We start from the raw sequence: 16,540 nt of genomic DNA, 5'->3' as shown, positions 1-16,540 counted from the left end.
CGCGACGCCCCGGCTTGCTCAGGCCAGCCACCGCGTGAGCGCATCCACCGCACCGCTGCGAACGAGCCAGGCCACGCCGGCGACATTGAGCAGCACGGTGATCCAGAACCCCACCTGGAACGACGCCTTCACCGTCTTGTGGCGGAATTGCTGTTGCGCGATCAAGGCACCCGGCCAGCCGCCGAGCAGATCCAGCAGGTGCAGCGTGTCTTCCGCCGTGCGCCAGCGCTTCGCTCCCGCCGCGTCCTTGTCCCACCAGTACACGAGGAACGAGGCGAGGCTCATCAACGCGTAGACCAGCGGCACCACGACCGGCACCCGGCCCATCGCCGCCATCGCAGCGATCGCGACCAGCGCAAGCACGCCCATCACCGCGCGCGGAACGCGACGCGACGGCGTGCGTCGCTCATCGCGAAGCGGCCGCGACTGGATGCGCTGCCCGGCGAAGCGCACGTTGACCGCATTCACGCGGCCCTTCGCGTCCTTTGCCGTCTCGTAGGAAACCAGGTCCCCTTCGACCGGCCGCCGCGATCCGCCCTGGAATGCCTTCACGTGCACGAACGCGCGCATCCCGCCATCGTGCGGCACGACGAAGCCATAACCCTTGTCGTCGATCCAGTCTGAAATACGTCCCACGAGTCTCATGGCCGGGCTCGGGTAGTTGGCGATGTCCCGGAATGCTACCCAAGTCCGACCGCGATGGGCTGGCGTCGCCGACACAACCTGTTGTGTTCATATCATCTGCTGATACGATAGGCCATGCGCGACAAGGACGTCGAGACCCTGCTGGACCTGAATGGCAGCATCTTCGACCAGGGCGAGGGCTACTGGATCAGGATCGAGGCCTGGCGGGTCGAGCCCACGCCGGGGATTCCGCACGGCATCGCCTACAGCCTGACCCTGCACGAACCCTACGGCACCCGCATCCTCGGCTACGACAACGCCCACGCCGTCAAACCACCGAAGAAGTTCAAGTACGCCGGACGCATCCTCGCCTACGACCACAAGTACCGCCACGCACGCGACAAGGGCGTGCCTTACGAATACACCAGTGCGCACCAGCTGCTGCAGGACTTCTTCGACGAAGCCGACCGCGTGCTGGAGAAGAGCAGAACACCATGACCATCAAAAGCAGGAAGACGATGCGACGCACCCCCAAGTTCCTGACCATCGGCATCGCGCCGCGGCAGGCGATCCGCGCACGCGCATTGGCCATTGCCAAGGGGACGATCAAGCCCAGGCCCGGCGAGCCGAAGGTCTGGTTCACCTCGATGAAGTCGCTGGCCGAAGTACTCAGCGACGACAACCGCGCCCTGCTGCGCGTGATCCGCGACACGCAGCCCGAGTCCATCGCGATGCTGGCCCAGGCCACCGGACGCGAGCCCGGCAACCTCTCGCGCACGCTCAAGACCATGTCGCACTACGGCATCGTCGAGATGCAGCGCAACAACAACACCGTGCGGCCGGTGGCGAAGGCGACGGAGTTCCGGATCGTGGCTGCCTGAGCAGCTGCCGTCCTTGCCCCTACGCTGATGGAATCTTTGAAGTACCTGGCCGGCTACCCGCCACACCTGCAGGCGCGCGTGCACGCGCTGATCGAGCAGGGCCGGCTGGGCGCGATGCTCGCCGACAAGTACGGCGAGCCCCACGCCGTGCGCAGCGACGGCCAGCTGTACGACTACGTCCAGTCGCTCAAGGACCGGCACCTGAAGAAATCCGTGCCGCTGGGCAAGGTGCTCTACGACAGCAAGCTGCAGGTGATGAAGCACGCGCTCGGCACGCACACCGCCATCTCACGCGTGCACGGCGGCAAGCTCAAGGCCAGCCGCGAGATCCGCATCGCCACCGTCTTCCGCGATGCGCCCGCGCCGTTCCTGAAGATGATCGTGGTGCATGAACTGGCGCACCTGAAGGAAGCCGAGCACAACAAGTCGTTCTATCAGCTGTGCACGCACATGGAGTCGGACTACCACCAGTTGGAGTTCGATCTGCGGTTGTACCTGACGCAGTTGGATGTTGGGCAGGCGTAACGGTTCGCGCGAGCTGGCGTTGCCTTAGCTTTCGAACGACATCTGCCCGTGCTTTGTACCAACGCACATCTCACGCCTCCCTTGTCTCACCCTGAAGCGTCCGCGCATCCACCGCCTCCTGCGTAACCCCCTTGATCCCGAGCCACAGCATCCTCTCGTCCGCAACATCTGATGGGGAACCGATCAGAATCCGATAGACCTTTGCTGGAAAGGACATTTGATCTCCATATACGCGCGTTTATGGTCGAATTAGTCGAGCCACCGGGTGGCTTCGCTTGAACGACGCCAGGGAATCTATCTAATGCCGACACCGAGCGCATTTAGGGAGTCGGTGGTCATCGTGCCCGTCGCTGCCAATCCATGCGCCGCCTGAAATTGGCGCAGAGCAGTGCGAGTGGATGCACTAAGAGTGCCGTCGATCGCTCCTGGGTCGTAACCACGAGCAAACAATGCTGCCTGCACCCTCATGATCATCGTCTGCAACTGATCGACTGTCGGGCGCGAACTCGATGGAGCGGCCTGCGGAAAAGTCGAGTCGTATGCCGATGATGGCGTCGATTTCCGATTCGAAGACGGAGAAGTGTAGGAAGACGCCGCTGGCGGCGGTGGCGGCGCTGTGTATGTCGCTGGCGGCGACGTGTATTGGCTACCGCTCCCCGAATAGTGCGAACTGTGGGAGCTATGTGATCTGTGACTGCTATGCGAGCGGTGCCCGGCATACATGTTGTCTAGGCCTACGTTGAGCGGCGCAGTCAGCGTTACCGCGTAGTCGGCATCGTGGGTGGCGAGCGCAGTCAGCGCCGCCTGCAGGGACGGATGCTCGACGTTGGCATTGGCGCTGCCTTGGAAAGTAGTCAACCCTGCGCCCACAACTGTTAGAACCTTACGCATGTTCCTGCTCCTTCTTGACCGGGCCGATAGCTCGACTGGTCCACTCAGGTTTAATCCAGCTGAAGAAGCCACCGCATTCCGCGCGAACCGCACACGCTTCGCACGCTGGCAAATAGTCTTGCTTCCAATTGGAGATGCTGCGTCGGGCATATCTCCACAATTCTCTCGGCAGCGTGCACAGCGGCAGGTTGTATAGCGACACGGCTATGCCCCGCTGGCTCAGGTAGCCCACGCTCTCGCTCAGAGCGGGCGCCATGTCGACCGGGTCGATCCATAGCGCCTCTCGATTAGCCTTAGCGAAACCGATTGGCTCGATTCCCATCAGTGCCACGTGCTCGACAAATGACAAGTTGCGGTAGAGGAAGCGGGCGACTTCGGTAAGCCGCTCCACCGTCGGCTTCACAAGGACCACACGTATTTCAACGCGTTGGCCGGCCGCCTGAAGCGCATACAAGCCTCGTAGCGTCTGCGCGAAGGCGCCTGGGCTCTGCACGACATAGTCGTGCAGACGGTAGTGGTCGCCGTAGAGCGGGATTCCCCAACTCAGCGACGGGTGCAAATCGCGGAATGTTTCTGCCAGCCCGCCTTCGCCAAAGCGGCGACCATTCGACAACACATGCATATGCGTGCGCGGGAGGAACGCCGAGCAATGACGCACAACTCGAGCAAGGCCCTCGCCTAAGAGCGTCGGCTCACCACCGCTGATGGCGAGCGATCGCTCATCGCGATCAATCAGTTCGACCAGGTCGCACAACTGCGCTACCCGCCAATCGTCATCGACAGCGCGAGGAGGCTGCGAGCACATCAGACAAAAGCTGTTGCAGCGTTCTGTGGCGAACAGGACGTTGCCGTTGTCGCCGCGCCTGTAGCGAACCGCCACCTTGGAACTTCCGGGCAACACTTCCAATACATCCCCGGGCTTGGCTATTTCCTGCGAGCCGTGCAGTACCACTGCTGGTCGACCCGACGGTATCTCGTCGCCCTGATCGGCCAGAAAGCCCGCCCAAGGCAAAGAGAGCAGTGCATCGTCATTGGTGTTGGCTTGCCGGAGATCGAGCATCATCCGCTCGACCGGGTGTGCCCCTGACGCAAATTCGTTGAGTCCCGCGACTTTGGCGAGCGTCGGTCCCGTCCAGCCATGCAGTGTTGCCTTCGCATCAAGCGCAAGCATCGACTGTCTCCTCCGGCCTGCCAGCCGCTGCTCGTGGATGCACACCCCATCCCTCCAGGATGGAGCGATCTTCCGGGCTGCCCTGATCCCAGCGTTCGAGCAGCAAATCGAACAGGCCCATATGTCGGTGGCAGAAATCGCTGCTGGGTCGATGTCCGACCGAATCCCCCTGTCGCGCGTAATGGTCAATCGGGTCGGCCCCACAGAGGGGTACGTAAGCGCAATCGGCACAGGTGGGTAGCGCCTCGGCCACACTGGCTATCGCGATCTCCTGCATGGCCGATGAGGCCAACCAGTTTTCGATGGGCTCGTCCACACGACCCAGCGCAAAGCGATGATCACCCATCGCAGCGAGCATCCGCGCTTCGTCCGACGGATAGGCGCGTCCGTCGTAGTCGTAGACCACCGTGCCGAAGCCGGCACCGGTCGGCGAACGCAAGTCGACGTAGCCGTGACCGAAGGGCGCCATCAGCTGGGACATCAGCAGGCTGGCATAGACCTCATCCATGGCGTAGCCATTGCGGTTTATCGTCAACAAATAGTCCAGCGCAACCCGATAGAAGGCGATGAAATCAGCAATGGTGTATCCGTTACGCGCCTGAGTCTTCCGCGCGAATCCATAAGGACTGAGCGGGCGCAAAAAAATGGAGCGAAAGCCCAGTCGTCGATACTCATCGATGATGGCTTCAGGCGCAGTCAGACTGCGTGCGGTCAGCGTGGTCAGCGCCGAGACGGCATCATCCCCCAGCGCCCTGCGTCCTCGTTCTATCCCTTCGATGGTCCGACGATGGCTGTCGCGCTCAGGTCGAGGCCGGTTGCCGTCGTGCAGCCAAGCGGGCCCATCTAATGACGTTGAAAGCTGGAACCGGTGCTCGCGGAAGAAGGCGAGTTGATCATCAGTGAGGTCATGGAGAGTGGAAGCGAGCACAAAGCGTAGCGAACGCTGCTCGGTGCGATTTCGCGCGACGATGCGTTGGGTTATGTCGCGTACCCGATCGAAGTGCAGCAGCGGCTCGCCGCCTTGGAACTCCACCGTCAACGCCGGCGACGGCCATTCGAACAGACGATCTACAGCATGCGCAGCGGCGCTCCCCGCCATATCGAAGGTCGCTGCCGTCGTGGGCTGACGAGACACTTGGCAGTAGGCGCAGCTGTGATGGCAGCGCAAGGAGACAACAAAGATGTGAAGCGCCGGACCATCGATCAGGTACTGCTTGCGTGTGCGCATCTGCGATAGCAACGGCGAAAACGTGCTGCGCTCAGGATCGGCGATGAGCAAGTGACGTGCTTCAAGATCGGCGAACAATGGTTCGTTCGACGCCAACTCACCCGCGACGACACGGTCGAGTGTCTCTCGCGGCACGATGAGCCAGTCGCCCGACAAAGACGTCACCAATACTCTGCTGGAGTCCCAGGGCAGGCGGCGGAAACGTAAGGGCAGTAGTCGATAACCAACACTGCCGGTAAAAGCCGCGGCACCCGCGAATTTCATTCCTCTGGGGCCCGGATCGGACGCAGTTCGCGAAACGCGGCCTGCACCAGCGTCGTATGTAAGTCCGCGGTCTGCGCGCGAACACGTTCGCGCAGAACCTCATCCAACGCATCGTTACGAAAGTGTGCCGGCAGTTGCTCGCAATTGGTGTGGCTGTCGAACGGCGTCAGGCAGACCATTGTGGTCGTATCACTCTGCCGAATTTCGACACCAAATGAATGGCTGTATCGGTGAGCGGTCCGGACGACAACGTCGTCGCTAAAGAACTTGCGGTCCAACTCCAGCTCGATCGCGTCCATGGACTCCCCCAAGTCTCCGGAGACGCGATCCTGCCCCCGTAGAGGCGCGCCAACAAGTGCCAGCTCCTCATCCCGCCTGGGCACCTCTCGCGCTGCGAGCGGGCAGAAGGGAGGTTTTTGGGCGGATGAGGTCCTGAGCCTCATCGACGAGGCTTTTTGCTTCAAACCTCGAAGCTTGGAACCTCATCGCTAACTCAAAGAGCCTCAGGACCGAGGCTCGCGGGCTTCAACCTCGAAGCAGAAAGCCTCAGCGCCGAGGCAAAACAAGATTCGCTTGAGGTTCCCCAGCCTCGACCCTCGCAGCAAATTGCGTCTCGCATGAAGCAAATGGCCTGACCGATGAGGCTCAGTCGCCTCACCCGTCAGGCTCAATTGCTCAAACGCTAATCCGCGCCGGTGTCAGGCGGCAGTGGCGGGCTCCCTATCGGCTCATGTATCCCGCGAGCTCCTCCGGTGTACCAGTGGGGAATGCCTCTCTGAAAAACTCCACGAACGCCGCAACGCGCGCGCTCAGCAGCCGTCGCGATGGATAGAGCAACCACAGTTCGATATCGGGTCCCCTGACTTCGCCCCACTGCACGAGGGAGCCCGCTGCCAGGTCGTGGGTGACGAGCGACACGGGCAGCTTGGCCACCCCCACGCCGGCACGCACGGCATCGCGCGCCATGATGAGCGACGACAAACCCAGGACCGGCTCGATGTCGAGTGTTGTCTCGCCCGACTCTGCCCAGAACGTCCACGTCGCCGGTCGGTTGCCGCCACTGCGCATGACGGCTGGAACTCTCTGGCCTTCGGTCGGATGGCTCAGGCCGGGGGCTGCGACAACGGCCAGGCGATCGCGCAGAAAGACGCGACCGACCAGGTTCTCGTCCGGATCGGGGTTGACGCGGATCACGACGTCGTAGCCCTCCTCGACCATGTCGACCGCGCGGTCTTCGGTCGTGACCTCCAGTCGTACGTCCGGAAACCGCATTGCGAACCGGGCCGCGAGCGTTCCCATTGCGAGCTGGGAGAAAAGCAATGGAGCGCTGACGCGCAACGTCCCTCGCGGGCTGGCGCCGCCCGATGCGATCTCCGCCGTCGTCTCGTCGAGTTCGGTAAGCAGGGCCGCGGTTCGCTCGTAAAGCGCGCGTCCTTCTTCGGTCAGCTTGAGCATGTGCGCGCCGCGTTCGAACAGGCGCAAGCCGAGGCTGCTCTCCAGCTCGGCGACGCGGCGCGAAAGCGTCGCCTTCGGCCGCTCGGCGGCGCGGGCCGCGCGCCCAAACCCTCCGTGGCGGGCGACGAGATTGAAGTCGGTGAGGGCCAGCAGGTCCATGTGTTTCACCAGAGAGACAGGTGGTCCAGATATTAGGGCTATCGACCCACCTATGGATCACCAATGATCGGTCCACCCAACCAACGGAGTCCTCCCATGACCATCCTCGTAACCGGCGCCACCGGAAATGTCGGCCGCCAGGTCGTCGAACAGCTGACCAAGCGCGGCGCCGACGTGCGCGCTCTCGTCCGTGATCCCGCCAAGGCCAACTTCCCCACCGGTGTCTCGGTCGTCCAGGGCGACCTGCTCGACGTCGACTCACTGCGTACCGCCTTCGACGGCGTCTCGACGCTGTTCCTGCTGAACGCCGTGGTGCCCGACGAGTTCACCCAGGCGCTGGTCGCCCTCAACGTGGCGCGCGACGCCGGGATAGAGCGGATCGTTTACCTGTCGGTGATCCACAGCGACGTCTACGTCAACGTCCCGCATTTCGCGGGCAAGTTCGGCGTCGAGCGGATGCTGCAACAGATGGGCTTCAACGCGACGATCCTGCGTCCGGCCTATTTCATGGACAACGACGTCACGATCAAGGACGTGGTCTTCCAGCACGGCGTGTACCCCATGCCGATCGGCAGCAAAGGCCTGGCCATGATCGACGCGCGCGACATCGGTGAGATCGCCGCGCTCGAGTTGATCCGCCGCGAATCGTCGGCCACGCCACTGCCGACGGAGGTCATCAATCTCGTCGGGCCCGACACGCTGACGAGCACCGACGTTTCCGGCATCTGGTCCGACGTCCTGGGCCGATCGATTGCCTACGGCGGGGACGATCCCGCGGCCTTCGAACGGAATCTGCGCAACTTCATGCCGGCCTGGATGGCGTACGACATGCGGCTGATGAGCGAGCGCTTCGTGAGCGACGGGATGCGCCCGGAGAGCGGCGATGTCGAACGTCTCACGGCGCTGCTGGGTCGTCCGCTGCGCTCCTACCGCGCGTTCGCTTCCGAGCTTGCGCTCGTGGCATAAGCGGCGGGGTCTGCGCTGCGCGAATGCATCAACGCAGCTTTGTCTGTATGGGGCGCTCGTAGGCTCGTCCGCCGACGGCATCCCCCATTCGGGTGAGTCCCGCGGGTTCATCATTTTTTCGTGCGCGCTCTCGCGGCAGAGTTCACGCATGCCCCACTGCACGGTCCGCTACAGCGTGCGACTCACCCCGAAGACGCCGGGCGTGATGGCGATGGATGCCGTCGGGATCTTCCATGAGGAGCGCGCCGAGGACGAGGTGGGGCTGCCGGGCGAACTGGTCTGGCGGCGGCTGGAGACCTTCAGTGGTCCGACGGGGTACGCGCTGAAGGAACAGGTGCGCGAACAGCTGTGGGAAATGGATGTGTGCGCCCGCGTCGGTCCGCTGGAGTGGGATGGCTGAGCGGTTGCCTGAAAGATCCTTCTCGACGCGCGCATTTTTTTCGTGTCGAACAACAGAAGCGGAAGTCCCTTCAGCGCGCGTCGCACGCAGTGTCCATCCGCGACGGAAAGAAACGACTTCGCAATGACTTCGCCAGCGCTTGCGCGACCGAACTTTGCGCGGACACACCGACCAAAAAGGAGGCCCCGCATGCGGGGCCTCCAGGTAACCGCAGCGCTGGTTGCTTACTGCGTCCGCGCCTGCCTGCACGCACTCGCTTCGCGTCCATTCGAACCTGCGGCACATGCCGCGCGCTCGTCGGCGACCTGCAGCGGTTCCACCGGTCGATTGCCGATGCCTTCGAGGAAGCCCACCAGTCCGCCGAAATCATCGCGGCCGGCAATCACCGGCACCGGATTGACCGGCACTTCGGTGATGGTGAGCGTCGATCCGACGAAGGTCAGCTGGTAGTTGCTCGATGCATTCAGCGTGCCCTGCCCGATGGCGTAGGCGCCGGGTGCTTCGCCGGGTGCGCGCGTCAACGCGCCGGCCAGCGAATCGCCTGCGACCAGCGAGCCGGTGGTGACCTGGTAACCGAATGCCGGATCGGCCTCGCCTTCGGGCTTCGATGCCGGGTCGGCGGTCACCGTGATCGCGCGGCGCAGGATGTCCGCGACCGCGCTGCCGGATACGGTCACCGTGTAGTTGCCGGCATCCGCGCCGGTCAGCGATACACCGCTGATGGTGACGGTCTTGCCGGTGCCCGCGTTGCGGTCGGCGAAGTTGAAGCTGCCGTTCGCGCCGACGTTGTCGCCGGAAACGACACCGTTGAGCGCGATCGTGCCGGTGGTGGATGTCGATCCGTCGTACGTCTTGCTGGTGGCGGTGCCGGTGCCCGTGATCGACTTGCGCAGGATGTCGGCGAGTGCGGTACCGGAAATCGCCAGCGTGTAGTTGCCTGCATCCGCGCCGGTCAGCGATACGCCGCTGATGGTGACGGTCTTGCCGGTGCCCGCGTTGCGGTCGGCGAAGTTGAAGCTACCCGTCGCGCCGACGTTGTCGCCGGCGACCACGCCGTTGAGCGCAATCGTGCCGGTGGTGGATGTCGATCCGTCGTACGTCTTGCTGGTGGCGGTGCCGGTGCCGGTGATCGACTTGCGCAGGATGTCGGCGAGTGCGGTACCGGAAATCGCCAGCGTGTAGTTGCCCGCATCCGTGCCGCTGAGAGTGGCGCCGGAAATGGTGACCACCTTGCCGGTGCCCGCATTGCGATCGGCGAAGTTGAAGCTGCCGGTCGCGCCGACGTCGTCCCCGGTGATCACGCCGCTGAGCGAAATCGTGCCCGTGGTGGTCGTCGATCCGTCATACGTCTTGGTTGCGGCGGTGCCGGTGCCAGTGATCGACTTGCGCAGGATGTCGGCGAGCGCGGTGCCGGAAATCGCCAGCGTGTAGTTGCCTGCATCCGTGCCGCTGAGGGTGGCGCCGGAAATGGTGACCACCTTGCCGGTGCCCGCATTGCGGTCGGTGAAGTTGAAGCTGCCGGTCGCGCCGACGTCGTCCCCGGTGATCACGCCGCTGAGCGAAATCGTGCCCGTGGTGGTCGTCGATCCGTCGTACGTCTTGGTTGCGGCGGTGCCGGTACCGGTGATCGACTTGCGCAGGATGTCGGCGAGCGCCGTGCCGGAAATCGCCAGCGTGTAGTTGCCGGCATCGGTTCCCGTCAGCGATGCACCGCCGATGGTGACGGTCTTGCCGGTGCCGGCGTTGCCGTCCACGAAATCGAAGCTGCCGGTTGCACCGACGTCGTCGCCGGTGATCACGCCGGTGAGCGTGATGATGCCGGTCGCATCGGTGGTGCCGTCGTAGGTCTTGTCGTCGACGTTCGCGGTGCCGGTGATCGACTTGCGCAGGATGTCGGCGAGGGCCGTGCCGGAAATCACCAGCGTGTAGTTGCCCGCGTCGGCACCGGTGAGCGTGGCGCCGGAGATGGTGACGACCTTGCCCGCACCCGCGTTGCTGTCCACGAAATCGTAGCTGCCGGTTGCACCGACGTCGTCGCCGGTGATCAAGCCGGTGAGCGTGATGACGCCGGTCGCATCGGTGGTGCCGTCGTAGGTCTTGTTGTCGAAGGTGCCGGTGCCAGTGATCGACTTGCGCAGGATGTCGGCGAGTGCGGTGCCGGAAATCACCAACGTGTAGTTGCCTGCGTCGGCACCGGTGAGCGTGGCGCCGGAGATGGTGACGACCTTGCCCGCACCCGCGTTGCTGTCCACGAAATCGTAGTTGCCGGTTGCACCGACGTCGTCGCCGGTGATCACGCCGGTGAGCGTGATGACGCCGGTCGCATCGGTGGTGCCGTCGTAGGTCTTGTTGTCGAAGGTGCCGGTGCCGGTGATCGCCTTGCGCAGGATGTCGGCGAGTGCCGTGCCGGAAATCGTCAGCGTGTAGTTGCCTGCGTCGGCACCGGTGAGCGTGGCGCCCGTGAGATCGACTGGCTTGCCGGTGCCCGCATTCGGGTCGACGAACGCGAAGCTGCCGGTCGCACCGACGCTGTCGCCCGTCACCACGCCGCTCAGCACGATGTTGCCGGTCGCATCGGTATTGCCGTCATAGGTCTTGTTGTCGGGCGTGCCGGTACCGGTGATCGCCTTCGGCGTGACCGTGATCTGGCCGCCGCCGTTGAGCGCGATTGCATAGCCGTTGAGCCCGGCAACGCTGCCGTTGGCAATCCCGATCGCATACGGACCACCGGCGACCGAAGCGCGTTCGGCGAAACCGGCGGAGGTGAGCAGCGGCGCGCCGCTGTACGCGGTGGCAGCCGTGTCGCCGAGAAATGCGCCTGCGACGCCGCCCTGCAGGCCCGAGACGGTGAAGAGATTTCCACCTGTTGAAGTGAGATCGGTGCCGTAAACCTTGCTGGTGCTGGTAGTGGTGAAGGTCAGCGTCGGCTGGAAGGCGAACACGTAGCGGTTGCCGCTGACGCTGCCGGGCGCGACCGTCGCCAGCGTGCCGTTCCAGATCGCGGTGTTGCCGCTGTCGAGATTGTCGAACGAGCCCGCGGTGGGCCGCTGCGAATACACCACCCAATGACCGCCGGCGCCGGTCTGGATCGCGTCGGCGCCGGACTGGTTGAAGAACGCATGCGTGGTGGAGAGCACCACGTCCTGGCCTCGGACCTGGCCGGCAGGGGTGATCTGCAGGTTGTCGCCGACCACGTCGAGCGTGACGTCGCCGCTGCCGCCGTCCACGACGCCCTGCACGATCAGCGAACCCGCATTGCGCAGCGCCAGGCCGTTCGAGCTGAAGGTCGAGAGCCCGTTGATGTGGTTGTCGCCGATGAGCGACGCGCTGCCGCCAGCGCCGCCCGTCAACACCACGGTGGTGAGCGGACCGGTGACGCTCAGCGTGCCGGTGGCGTTCAACACACTGCTGAAGCCGCTGCCGCTGCCCAGCGTGAGATTGCCGGCGTTGGCGGTGAGCGACAGCAAGTTGCCCGCCGTGGCGCTGGTGATGTCGACGCTGCCAGCGACCACGCCGATGTTGCCGCCGGCATTGGCGCTGCCCAGCTGGGCGAGCGTGCCGGCATTCACCGTGACGCCGTTTGCGGCGGACAGGTTGGCGCGATCGCTGCCGTTGGCGCCGGTGACTTCGCCCGCGGCCGTTACCGATACGTTGCCGCCGTTGGATGTCGCCGACGCGATGCGTGCGTGGTTCGCGGAATTCACCGTGATCGTGCCGGCCGACTGCAGGCTGCCGGTCACGGTGACGCTGCCGCCGCCACCCGTCGTCGCGAGATTGGCGCTGCCGCCGATATCGCCGTTGCCGAGCGTGAGGTTGCCGTTGGTGGCGGTGAGCGTGACGTTGGCATTCGGCGCGCCGATACCGGCGATGTTCACCGAAGCGCCGGTAGCCGCCAGCCCCGCGTTGTCGGCGCTGATGAAGCCGGTCGTCAGCGCGCCCGCGCCGGCATCCAGCGCGAAGGTCGATGGTGCACTCGCATTGACGACGACACTGCCGAGGCTGATGCCGCTGTCGGTGCGCACGCCGCCGCCGTTGAAGACGGACATGCCATTGACCGTCAGGGTGTTGAGCATCGAAGTGCCGCCCACCGCGCCCTGGAACGTGGTGCCGGTACCGGAGGTAACGGTGAGATCGCCTTGGCCGGAGCTGGTGGCATCGACGCTACCGGTAAACGAGGCACTGCTGCCGCCGGCATTAATGACGTTGCTACCGGCGACGAGCACGTTGCCGTTCAACTGCACCAGCCCCGAACCCGTGGACACGGTGCTGTTGGACAGGCGCAGGATATTGCTGCCGGTCAACCTGACATCGCCACTCGCGGTGGTGGCATTGGCGATCAGCAGGTCGGACACGGAGGACACCGCCGTAATGCCGCCGCCGCCGAGGTTGGTGAACGTGCCGCTGGCGAACTGGTTGGCGGCGTTGCTCAGGACGATGCCGTTGAGCGCGCTTGCCACGAGAGCATCGGTGGTGATGACCCCACCGCTCTGGCTGAGCGAGCGGCTCGAATTCAGCGTGACCGATCGCCCGGCGCCGGTGGTGACGTTGCCACCCAGGGAGAGCGAGCCGCCGCCCGTGGTGGCGAGCGTGACATTGCCATTGGTGGAGGTGATGTTCGCGCCCGCCATGGTGGTGAGGTTGCCGCCACCCGTCGTGGTGAAGGAGAAGTTGCCCGGGTTGGTGATGCTGAAGCCCATGGTGAAGCCACCCGCGGTGTCGGTAATCGAGAACGCGTTGGTGGTGCCGAGGCCGAAGTCGGGCGTGAGCGATTCCGAGCCCATGAAGTCGCCGGCGGTGATCCAGTAGTCGCCCGCGACCGATGGCCGCGCGGTGAAGCTCACCAGGCCGGTGCCGGCGGAAAGATCGACGTCGTTGCCGGCATACGTGGCGCCGCCGAGCACGTCCGCGCTGCCGACGACATCCACCGGGCCGAGCGCGTCGACGGTCTGTCCCGAACGGATCGCGCGCGCACTGAGGCCGTTGATGCCGCGGATGACGACGTCGTCCTGCGCGTCGATGTTCCAGGTCGAGATGGCGTTGCCGCCCAGGGCCACGTCGCGGCCCTTGATGTCGCTGCGGATCGACAGGTTGCCGGCAGCGCGGATGCTCAGGTCGGTTCCGCCCTGTCCCACTCCGCCGGACGAGACGATGTCGAGCCGGCCCGGCGCGTTGATGCCGCCCTGGATCAGCAGCTTGGCGGCGCCCGCCTGCGCCCCGGGACCCGGCTGTACCGAGCCGGAGCCAAACACGGTGACGCTGCCTATGGGGCCGGCGTAGAGCACCAGGTCGCCGCCGACGAAGCTGATGTTGTCGGCCGCGTTGTCGTCGACCAGCAGGATGTTGCCCTGTGAATCGGCCATGCCCGCGGCGCTGATGAAGGTGCGCGCCGCGGTGAACTGGCTGTTGCCACCGACGCGGACGCCCGTGCCCTGGTTGCTGCCGGTGTTGATGGTCAAGGTGCTGAACGCATTGAGGTCCGCGTCGAAGGTCACCGTCGCGGCCTGCGCGCCGATGATCGCGGTCTCGCCAGTGCCCGCATTCGCGGTGCCGCCGAAGGTCACCTGGTTGGCGAGCAGCGCGATCGCGCCGATGTCGGCGGTCAGCTGCGCCCCGGGTTGCACGACGATGCTGTTGGTCGCGCCGCCGAAGCTGAAGGTGTTGGTCGCGCCGGCGAGGAATGCTGCGCCGTTGGTGGCTTCGGTTTCGCCATTGAGCGTCGTCGCCGTCGACAGCAACAGGCCGCCGACGTCGAACACACCGGTGCTGCCCACCGAGATGCCGTTGGGATTGAGTAGCCAGAAGTGGCCGTTGCCCTGGACCAGTCCGCTGATGTCCGAGGCGGTGCCGCCCGTGACGCGGTTGACGAAGATGTAGTTGTTGGGACCGCCGCTGTTGGTGATCTGGAAGGTGTTGCCGGCGGCGACGTTGAAGCTGTTCCACTCCGCGTAGGCGCGCGGGCCGGTCACGTTTACCGTCATCGTGGTGCCGTTGGTGACGGGCGCGCTGACGTTGGTGTTGGCGGTCATGCTGCCGGGCAGGCTCTGCGCGAGCGCGGGTGCGGCGTAGAGGCACTGCGCGATGCCGAGGCACAGCAGGCGCAGCATGGGGCTGCGGCGGTTGCGGGAAGCGGTCATGTCGGTGTCCTCAGCGGATCGAGAAGGCATGGTTGAAGGTCAGCAGCACGCGATCGCCCGGCGTCGGTGCGCCCGGCAGCGGTGCCGACTGCGGCGAGGCCCAGACCAGGCTGAGCTGGCCCGAACTCCAGCGCATGCGCGCGCCGGCGCCGGCCGACCACGGCTCGGCGTCGTAGCCCAGGCTGTCGTAGTTCCACACCCGTGCCGCGTCGGCGAAGGCGAACACGCCGTAGCGACGCGCGTTGCCCGCGATGTCGAAACCGAATTCGGCCTGCACGCCCAGCGCGCGATCGCCCGAAGCGGCGCCCGGGTCGTAGCCGCGGCCGACGGTGTAGTTGCCGACCTGGAATTCCTCGTACGCCGGCAGCACGTCGCGCGTCCATTGCGCGACGCCGTTCAGCTGCACGTACGGCGACACCCGCGACTGCGGCGCGAACGCGAAGCGCGTGCCGAGATTGAGCCGGGCGCTGGTGAAATCCGGACGCGCCTCGCTGCGCGAGAGCAGCGGCTCGCCCGCTTCGCTGGCACCCAGTGCATCGAGGCCCTGGCGCAGCTCGATCCCGGCCATCGTCGCCAGCCCCGGTATCGCTGTGGATTGCCAGCGGCCATCGAGAGTGAGAGCGAGCACGCGCAGGCGTTCGTCGAACAGCGGGATGGCGTCGCCATCGGGCCCTCGCAGGAAGCCGAGGTCGTTCTGCTGGTCGATGCCTTCCAGGCGCATGCCGGCGTCGATCGATGCAGCGCGCGACTTCAGCAGCGGATAGCGCACGCCGAGTCGGGCGACGCGCGAGCGGCCGTCGAGTTCGAGCGGTTCGAGCGCGCCTTCGGGCTGGCTGCGACCGTAGGCGTAATCGCCGTGCAGCAGCCAGCCGCTCGCGCCGAGGCGCACTTCCTCCATCAACTGCACGACCTGCTGCGCGCCGGTGTGGCTCGAGTACAGCACCAGGCTGGTGCGCTCGCCGAAGCGGGTGAAGCTGTTGGCGTCGGCGCGCAACGACACGCCGGTGCGACCGAGTTCTTCCGAGCCCATGTTCTGCACGCTCACGCCGAGGTCGAAGCGGCGCCGTGGGCCGAACGCGGCGATCGCCTGCAGGCCGTCGTCGCTGCCGTCGTCGGCGCGGCGCAGTGCGAAGCGCACGTCGGCACCGGGAATTTCACGCGCGAGCAGGAAGGCGCGTTCGACATCCGGCCAACGCGTCGCGCCCTCGGTTCGCGTCCTGCCCAGGTAATCGCCCGCGAGGCCGGCGGCCGGACCGAGCGCTTCGGCGTTCTCGATCCGCACATCGGCGATGCGTCCTTCAGTGACGCGCAGCGTGAGCACGCCATCGCTGATGCGCTGCTCGGGCAGCTCGACGCGCGCCAGTGCCTCGCCATGCCGCGCGTAGACGGCGGCGACGCGGTCGCGCGCGGTGCACAGGATCTGCGCATCCGCGCTGTGGCCGATCAGGTCGGCGACGCTGGCATCGAGGCGCTCGCGCGGAACCAGCGTCGAGCCAGTGACCTCGATGCCGCTCAAAGTGACGGTGCCCTTGCCTGCGAACGGGCATGGCGCCGGCTCGGCGAGTTGCGCGGGATCGATCACGCGCGGCTGCACCGGCGGGGTCCGCAGCGCGGGATCGTTTTCCTCGCGGCCCTGGCCGGGGATCTGGGTGGTATCGACCTGGGCCAGTGCCTGTGTCGATGCAATCAGGCCGGCAACGGCCAAGGCGCACGCATGCGCAAGCGGCCGGATGGCCGCTTTGTTCTTCGAATTCATGGGTTCCCCTGTGTGGGCGACGCAGCGCCCGGCGCGATGGTCGCCCAATCCATCGGATGCAACAACTGTCACCTGCCGATTCATGC

The 16,540-nt window shown here is 65.4% G+C and carries 12 protein-coding genes; 5 read left to right on the top strand and 7 right to left on the bottom strand.

Annotation, left to right across the window (positions count from 1 at the left end):
• Positions 1 to 18: 18 nt before the first annotated feature.
• A complete protein-coding gene (locus ASD14_RS16405; protein ID WP_056128011.1) occupies positions 19 to 645 on the bottom strand; it encodes a cold shock and DUF1294 domain-containing protein in 627 nt (208 codons plus the stop codon).
• A 114-nt stretch (positions 646 to 759) separates the two neighbouring features.
• Here ASD14_RS16405 and ASD14_RS01855 point away from each other — a divergent pair, with 114 nt between their 5' ends.
• The 3 genes from ASD14_RS01855 to ASD14_RS01845 are packed head-to-tail and all read left to right on the top strand — an operon-like array spanning position 760 to position 2,030.
• Positions 760 to 1,122, top strand: coding sequence for a DUF6516 family protein (locus tag ASD14_RS01855; protein ID WP_056128008.1), 363 nt, complete (start codon positions 760 to 762; stop codon positions 1,120 to 1,122).
• A 20-nt stretch (positions 1,123 to 1,142) separates the two neighbouring features.
• Complete coding sequence (locus ASD14_RS01850; protein ID WP_056128880.1) at positions 1,143 to 1,505, top strand: transcriptional regulator; 363 nt, start codon at positions 1,143 to 1,145, stop codon at positions 1,503 to 1,505.
• 27 nt (positions 1,506 to 1,532) lie between these two features.
• Positions 1,533 to 2,030, top strand: coding sequence for a M48 family metallopeptidase (locus ASD14_RS01845; protein ID WP_056128004.1), 498 nt, complete (start codon positions 1,533 to 1,535; stop codon positions 2,028 to 2,030).
• A gap of 883 nt (positions 2,031 to 2,913) precedes the next feature.
• Here the strand turns inward: ASD14_RS01845 and hxsC are convergent.
• From hxsC to ASD14_RS01825, 4 genes are all read right to left on the bottom strand, one after another.
• Positions 2,914 to 4,092 carry a His-Xaa-Ser system radical SAM maturase HxsC gene (hxsC, locus tag ASD14_RS01840; RefSeq protein WP_056128003.1) on the bottom strand — a complete coding sequence of 393 codons (1,179 nt, stop codon included), beginning with the start codon at positions 4,090 to 4,092 and terminating at the stop codon, positions 2,914 to 2,916.
• On the bottom strand, positions 4,079 to 5,584 hold the full coding sequence (gene hxsB / locus ASD14_RS01835) for a His-Xaa-Ser system radical SAM maturase HxsB (protein ID WP_056128001.1): 1,506 nt from the start codon (positions 5,582 to 5,584) through the stop codon (positions 4,079 to 4,081). The genes hxsC and hxsB overlap by 14 nt, the downstream gene beginning before the upstream one ends.
• Positions 5,581 to 5,883 (bottom strand): hypothetical protein, encoded by a 303-nt coding sequence (locus ASD14_RS01830; RefSeq protein ID WP_157474954.1) that lies wholly within the window; start codon positions 5,881 to 5,883, stop codon positions 5,581 to 5,583. Before ASD14_RS01830 ends, hxsB begins: the two co-directional genes overlap by 4 nt.
• A 421-nt stretch (positions 5,884 to 6,304) precedes the next feature.
• A complete protein-coding gene (locus tag ASD14_RS01825; protein ID WP_056127995.1) occupies positions 6,305 to 7,198 on the bottom strand; it encodes a LysR family transcriptional regulator in 894 nt (297 codons plus the stop codon).
• A 96-nt stretch (positions 7,199 to 7,294) separates the two neighbouring features.
• Between ASD14_RS01825 and ASD14_RS01820 the strand changes: the two genes are divergently transcribed.
• A complete protein-coding gene (locus ASD14_RS01820) occupies positions 7,295 to 8,164 on the top strand; it encodes an NmrA/HSCARG family protein (protein ID WP_056127992.1) in 870 nt (289 codons plus the stop codon).
• Between the two features lie 148 nt (positions 8,165 to 8,312).
• Positions 8,313 to 8,564: a hypothetical protein gene (locus ASD14_RS01815; RefSeq protein ID WP_056127990.1), complete on the top strand. Its 252-nt coding sequence runs from the start codon at positions 8,313 to 8,315 to the stop codon at positions 8,562 to 8,564.
• A 224-nt stretch (positions 8,565 to 8,788) separates the two neighbouring features.
• On the opposite strand, the gene ASD14_RS01810 is transcribed toward ASD14_RS01815, so the two are convergent.
• Positions 8,789 to 14,698, bottom strand: coding sequence for a YDG domain-containing protein (locus ASD14_RS01810; RefSeq protein ID WP_162247660.1), 5,910 nt, complete (start codon positions 14,696 to 14,698; stop codon positions 8,789 to 8,791).
• 10 nt (positions 14,699 to 14,708) lie between these two features.
• On the bottom strand, positions 14,709 to 16,454 hold the full coding sequence (locus tag ASD14_RS01805; RefSeq protein ID WP_056127984.1) for a ShlB/FhaC/HecB family hemolysin secretion/activation protein: 1,746 nt from the start codon (positions 16,452 to 16,454) through the stop codon (positions 14,709 to 14,711).
• Positions 16,455 to 16,540 lie beyond the last annotated feature (86 nt).

It is taken from the genome of Lysobacter sp. Root494 (genome assembly GCF_001427225.1).
In the GTDB taxonomy this organism is placed as follows: Bacteria; Pseudomonadota; Gammaproteobacteria; order Xanthomonadales; family Xanthomonadaceae; genus Agrilutibacter.
The sequence above is the reverse complement of the archived record's forward strand: the minus strand, read 5'-3'. Positions and strand labels throughout refer to the sequence as shown.

Bases quoted from the DNA above. Each gene is read 5' to 3' on its own strand.
- hxsC (WP_056128003.1), bottom strand. From the start codon at position 4,092: ATGCTTGCGCTTGATGCGAAGGCAACACTGCATGGCTGGACGGGACCG.
- ASD14_RS01845 (WP_056128004.1), top strand. From the start codon at position 1,533: ATGGAATCTTTGAAGTACCTGGCCGGCTACCCGCCACACCTGCAGGCG.
- hxsB (WP_056128001.1), bottom strand. From the start codon at position 5,584: ATGAAATTCGCGGGTGCCGCGGCTTTTACCGGCAGTGTTGGTTATCGA.
- ASD14_RS16405 (WP_056128011.1), bottom strand. From the start codon at position 645: ATGAGACTCGTGGGACGTATTTCAGACTGGATCGACGACAAGGGTTAT.
- ASD14_RS01815 (WP_056127990.1), top strand. From the start codon at position 8,313: ATGCCCCACTGCACGGTCCGCTACAGCGTGCGACTCACCCCGAAGACG.
- ASD14_RS01820 (WP_056127992.1), top strand. From the start codon at position 7,295: ATGACCATCCTCGTAACCGGCGCCACCGGAAATGTCGGCCGCCAGGTC.
- ASD14_RS01830 (WP_157474954.1), bottom strand. From the start codon at position 5,883: ATGGACGCGATCGAGCTGGAGTTGGACCGCAAGTTCTTTAGCGACGAC.
- ASD14_RS01855 (WP_056128008.1), top strand. From the start codon at position 760: ATGCGCGACAAGGACGTCGAGACCCTGCTGGACCTGAATGGCAGCATC.
- ASD14_RS01825 (WP_056127995.1), bottom strand. From the start codon at position 7,198: ATGGACCTGCTGGCCCTCACCGACTTCAATCTCGTCGCCCGCCACGGA.
- ASD14_RS01850 (WP_056128880.1), top strand. From the start codon at position 1,143: ATGCGACGCACCCCCAAGTTCCTGACCATCGGCATCGCGCCGCGGCAG.
- ASD14_RS01810 (WP_162247660.1), bottom strand. From the start codon at position 14,698: ATGACCGCTTCCCGCAACCGCCGCAGCCCCATGCTGCGCCTGCTGTGC.
- ASD14_RS01805 (WP_056127984.1), bottom strand. From the start codon at position 16,454: ATGAATTCGAAGAACAAAGCGGCCATCCGGCCGCTTGCGCATGCGTGC.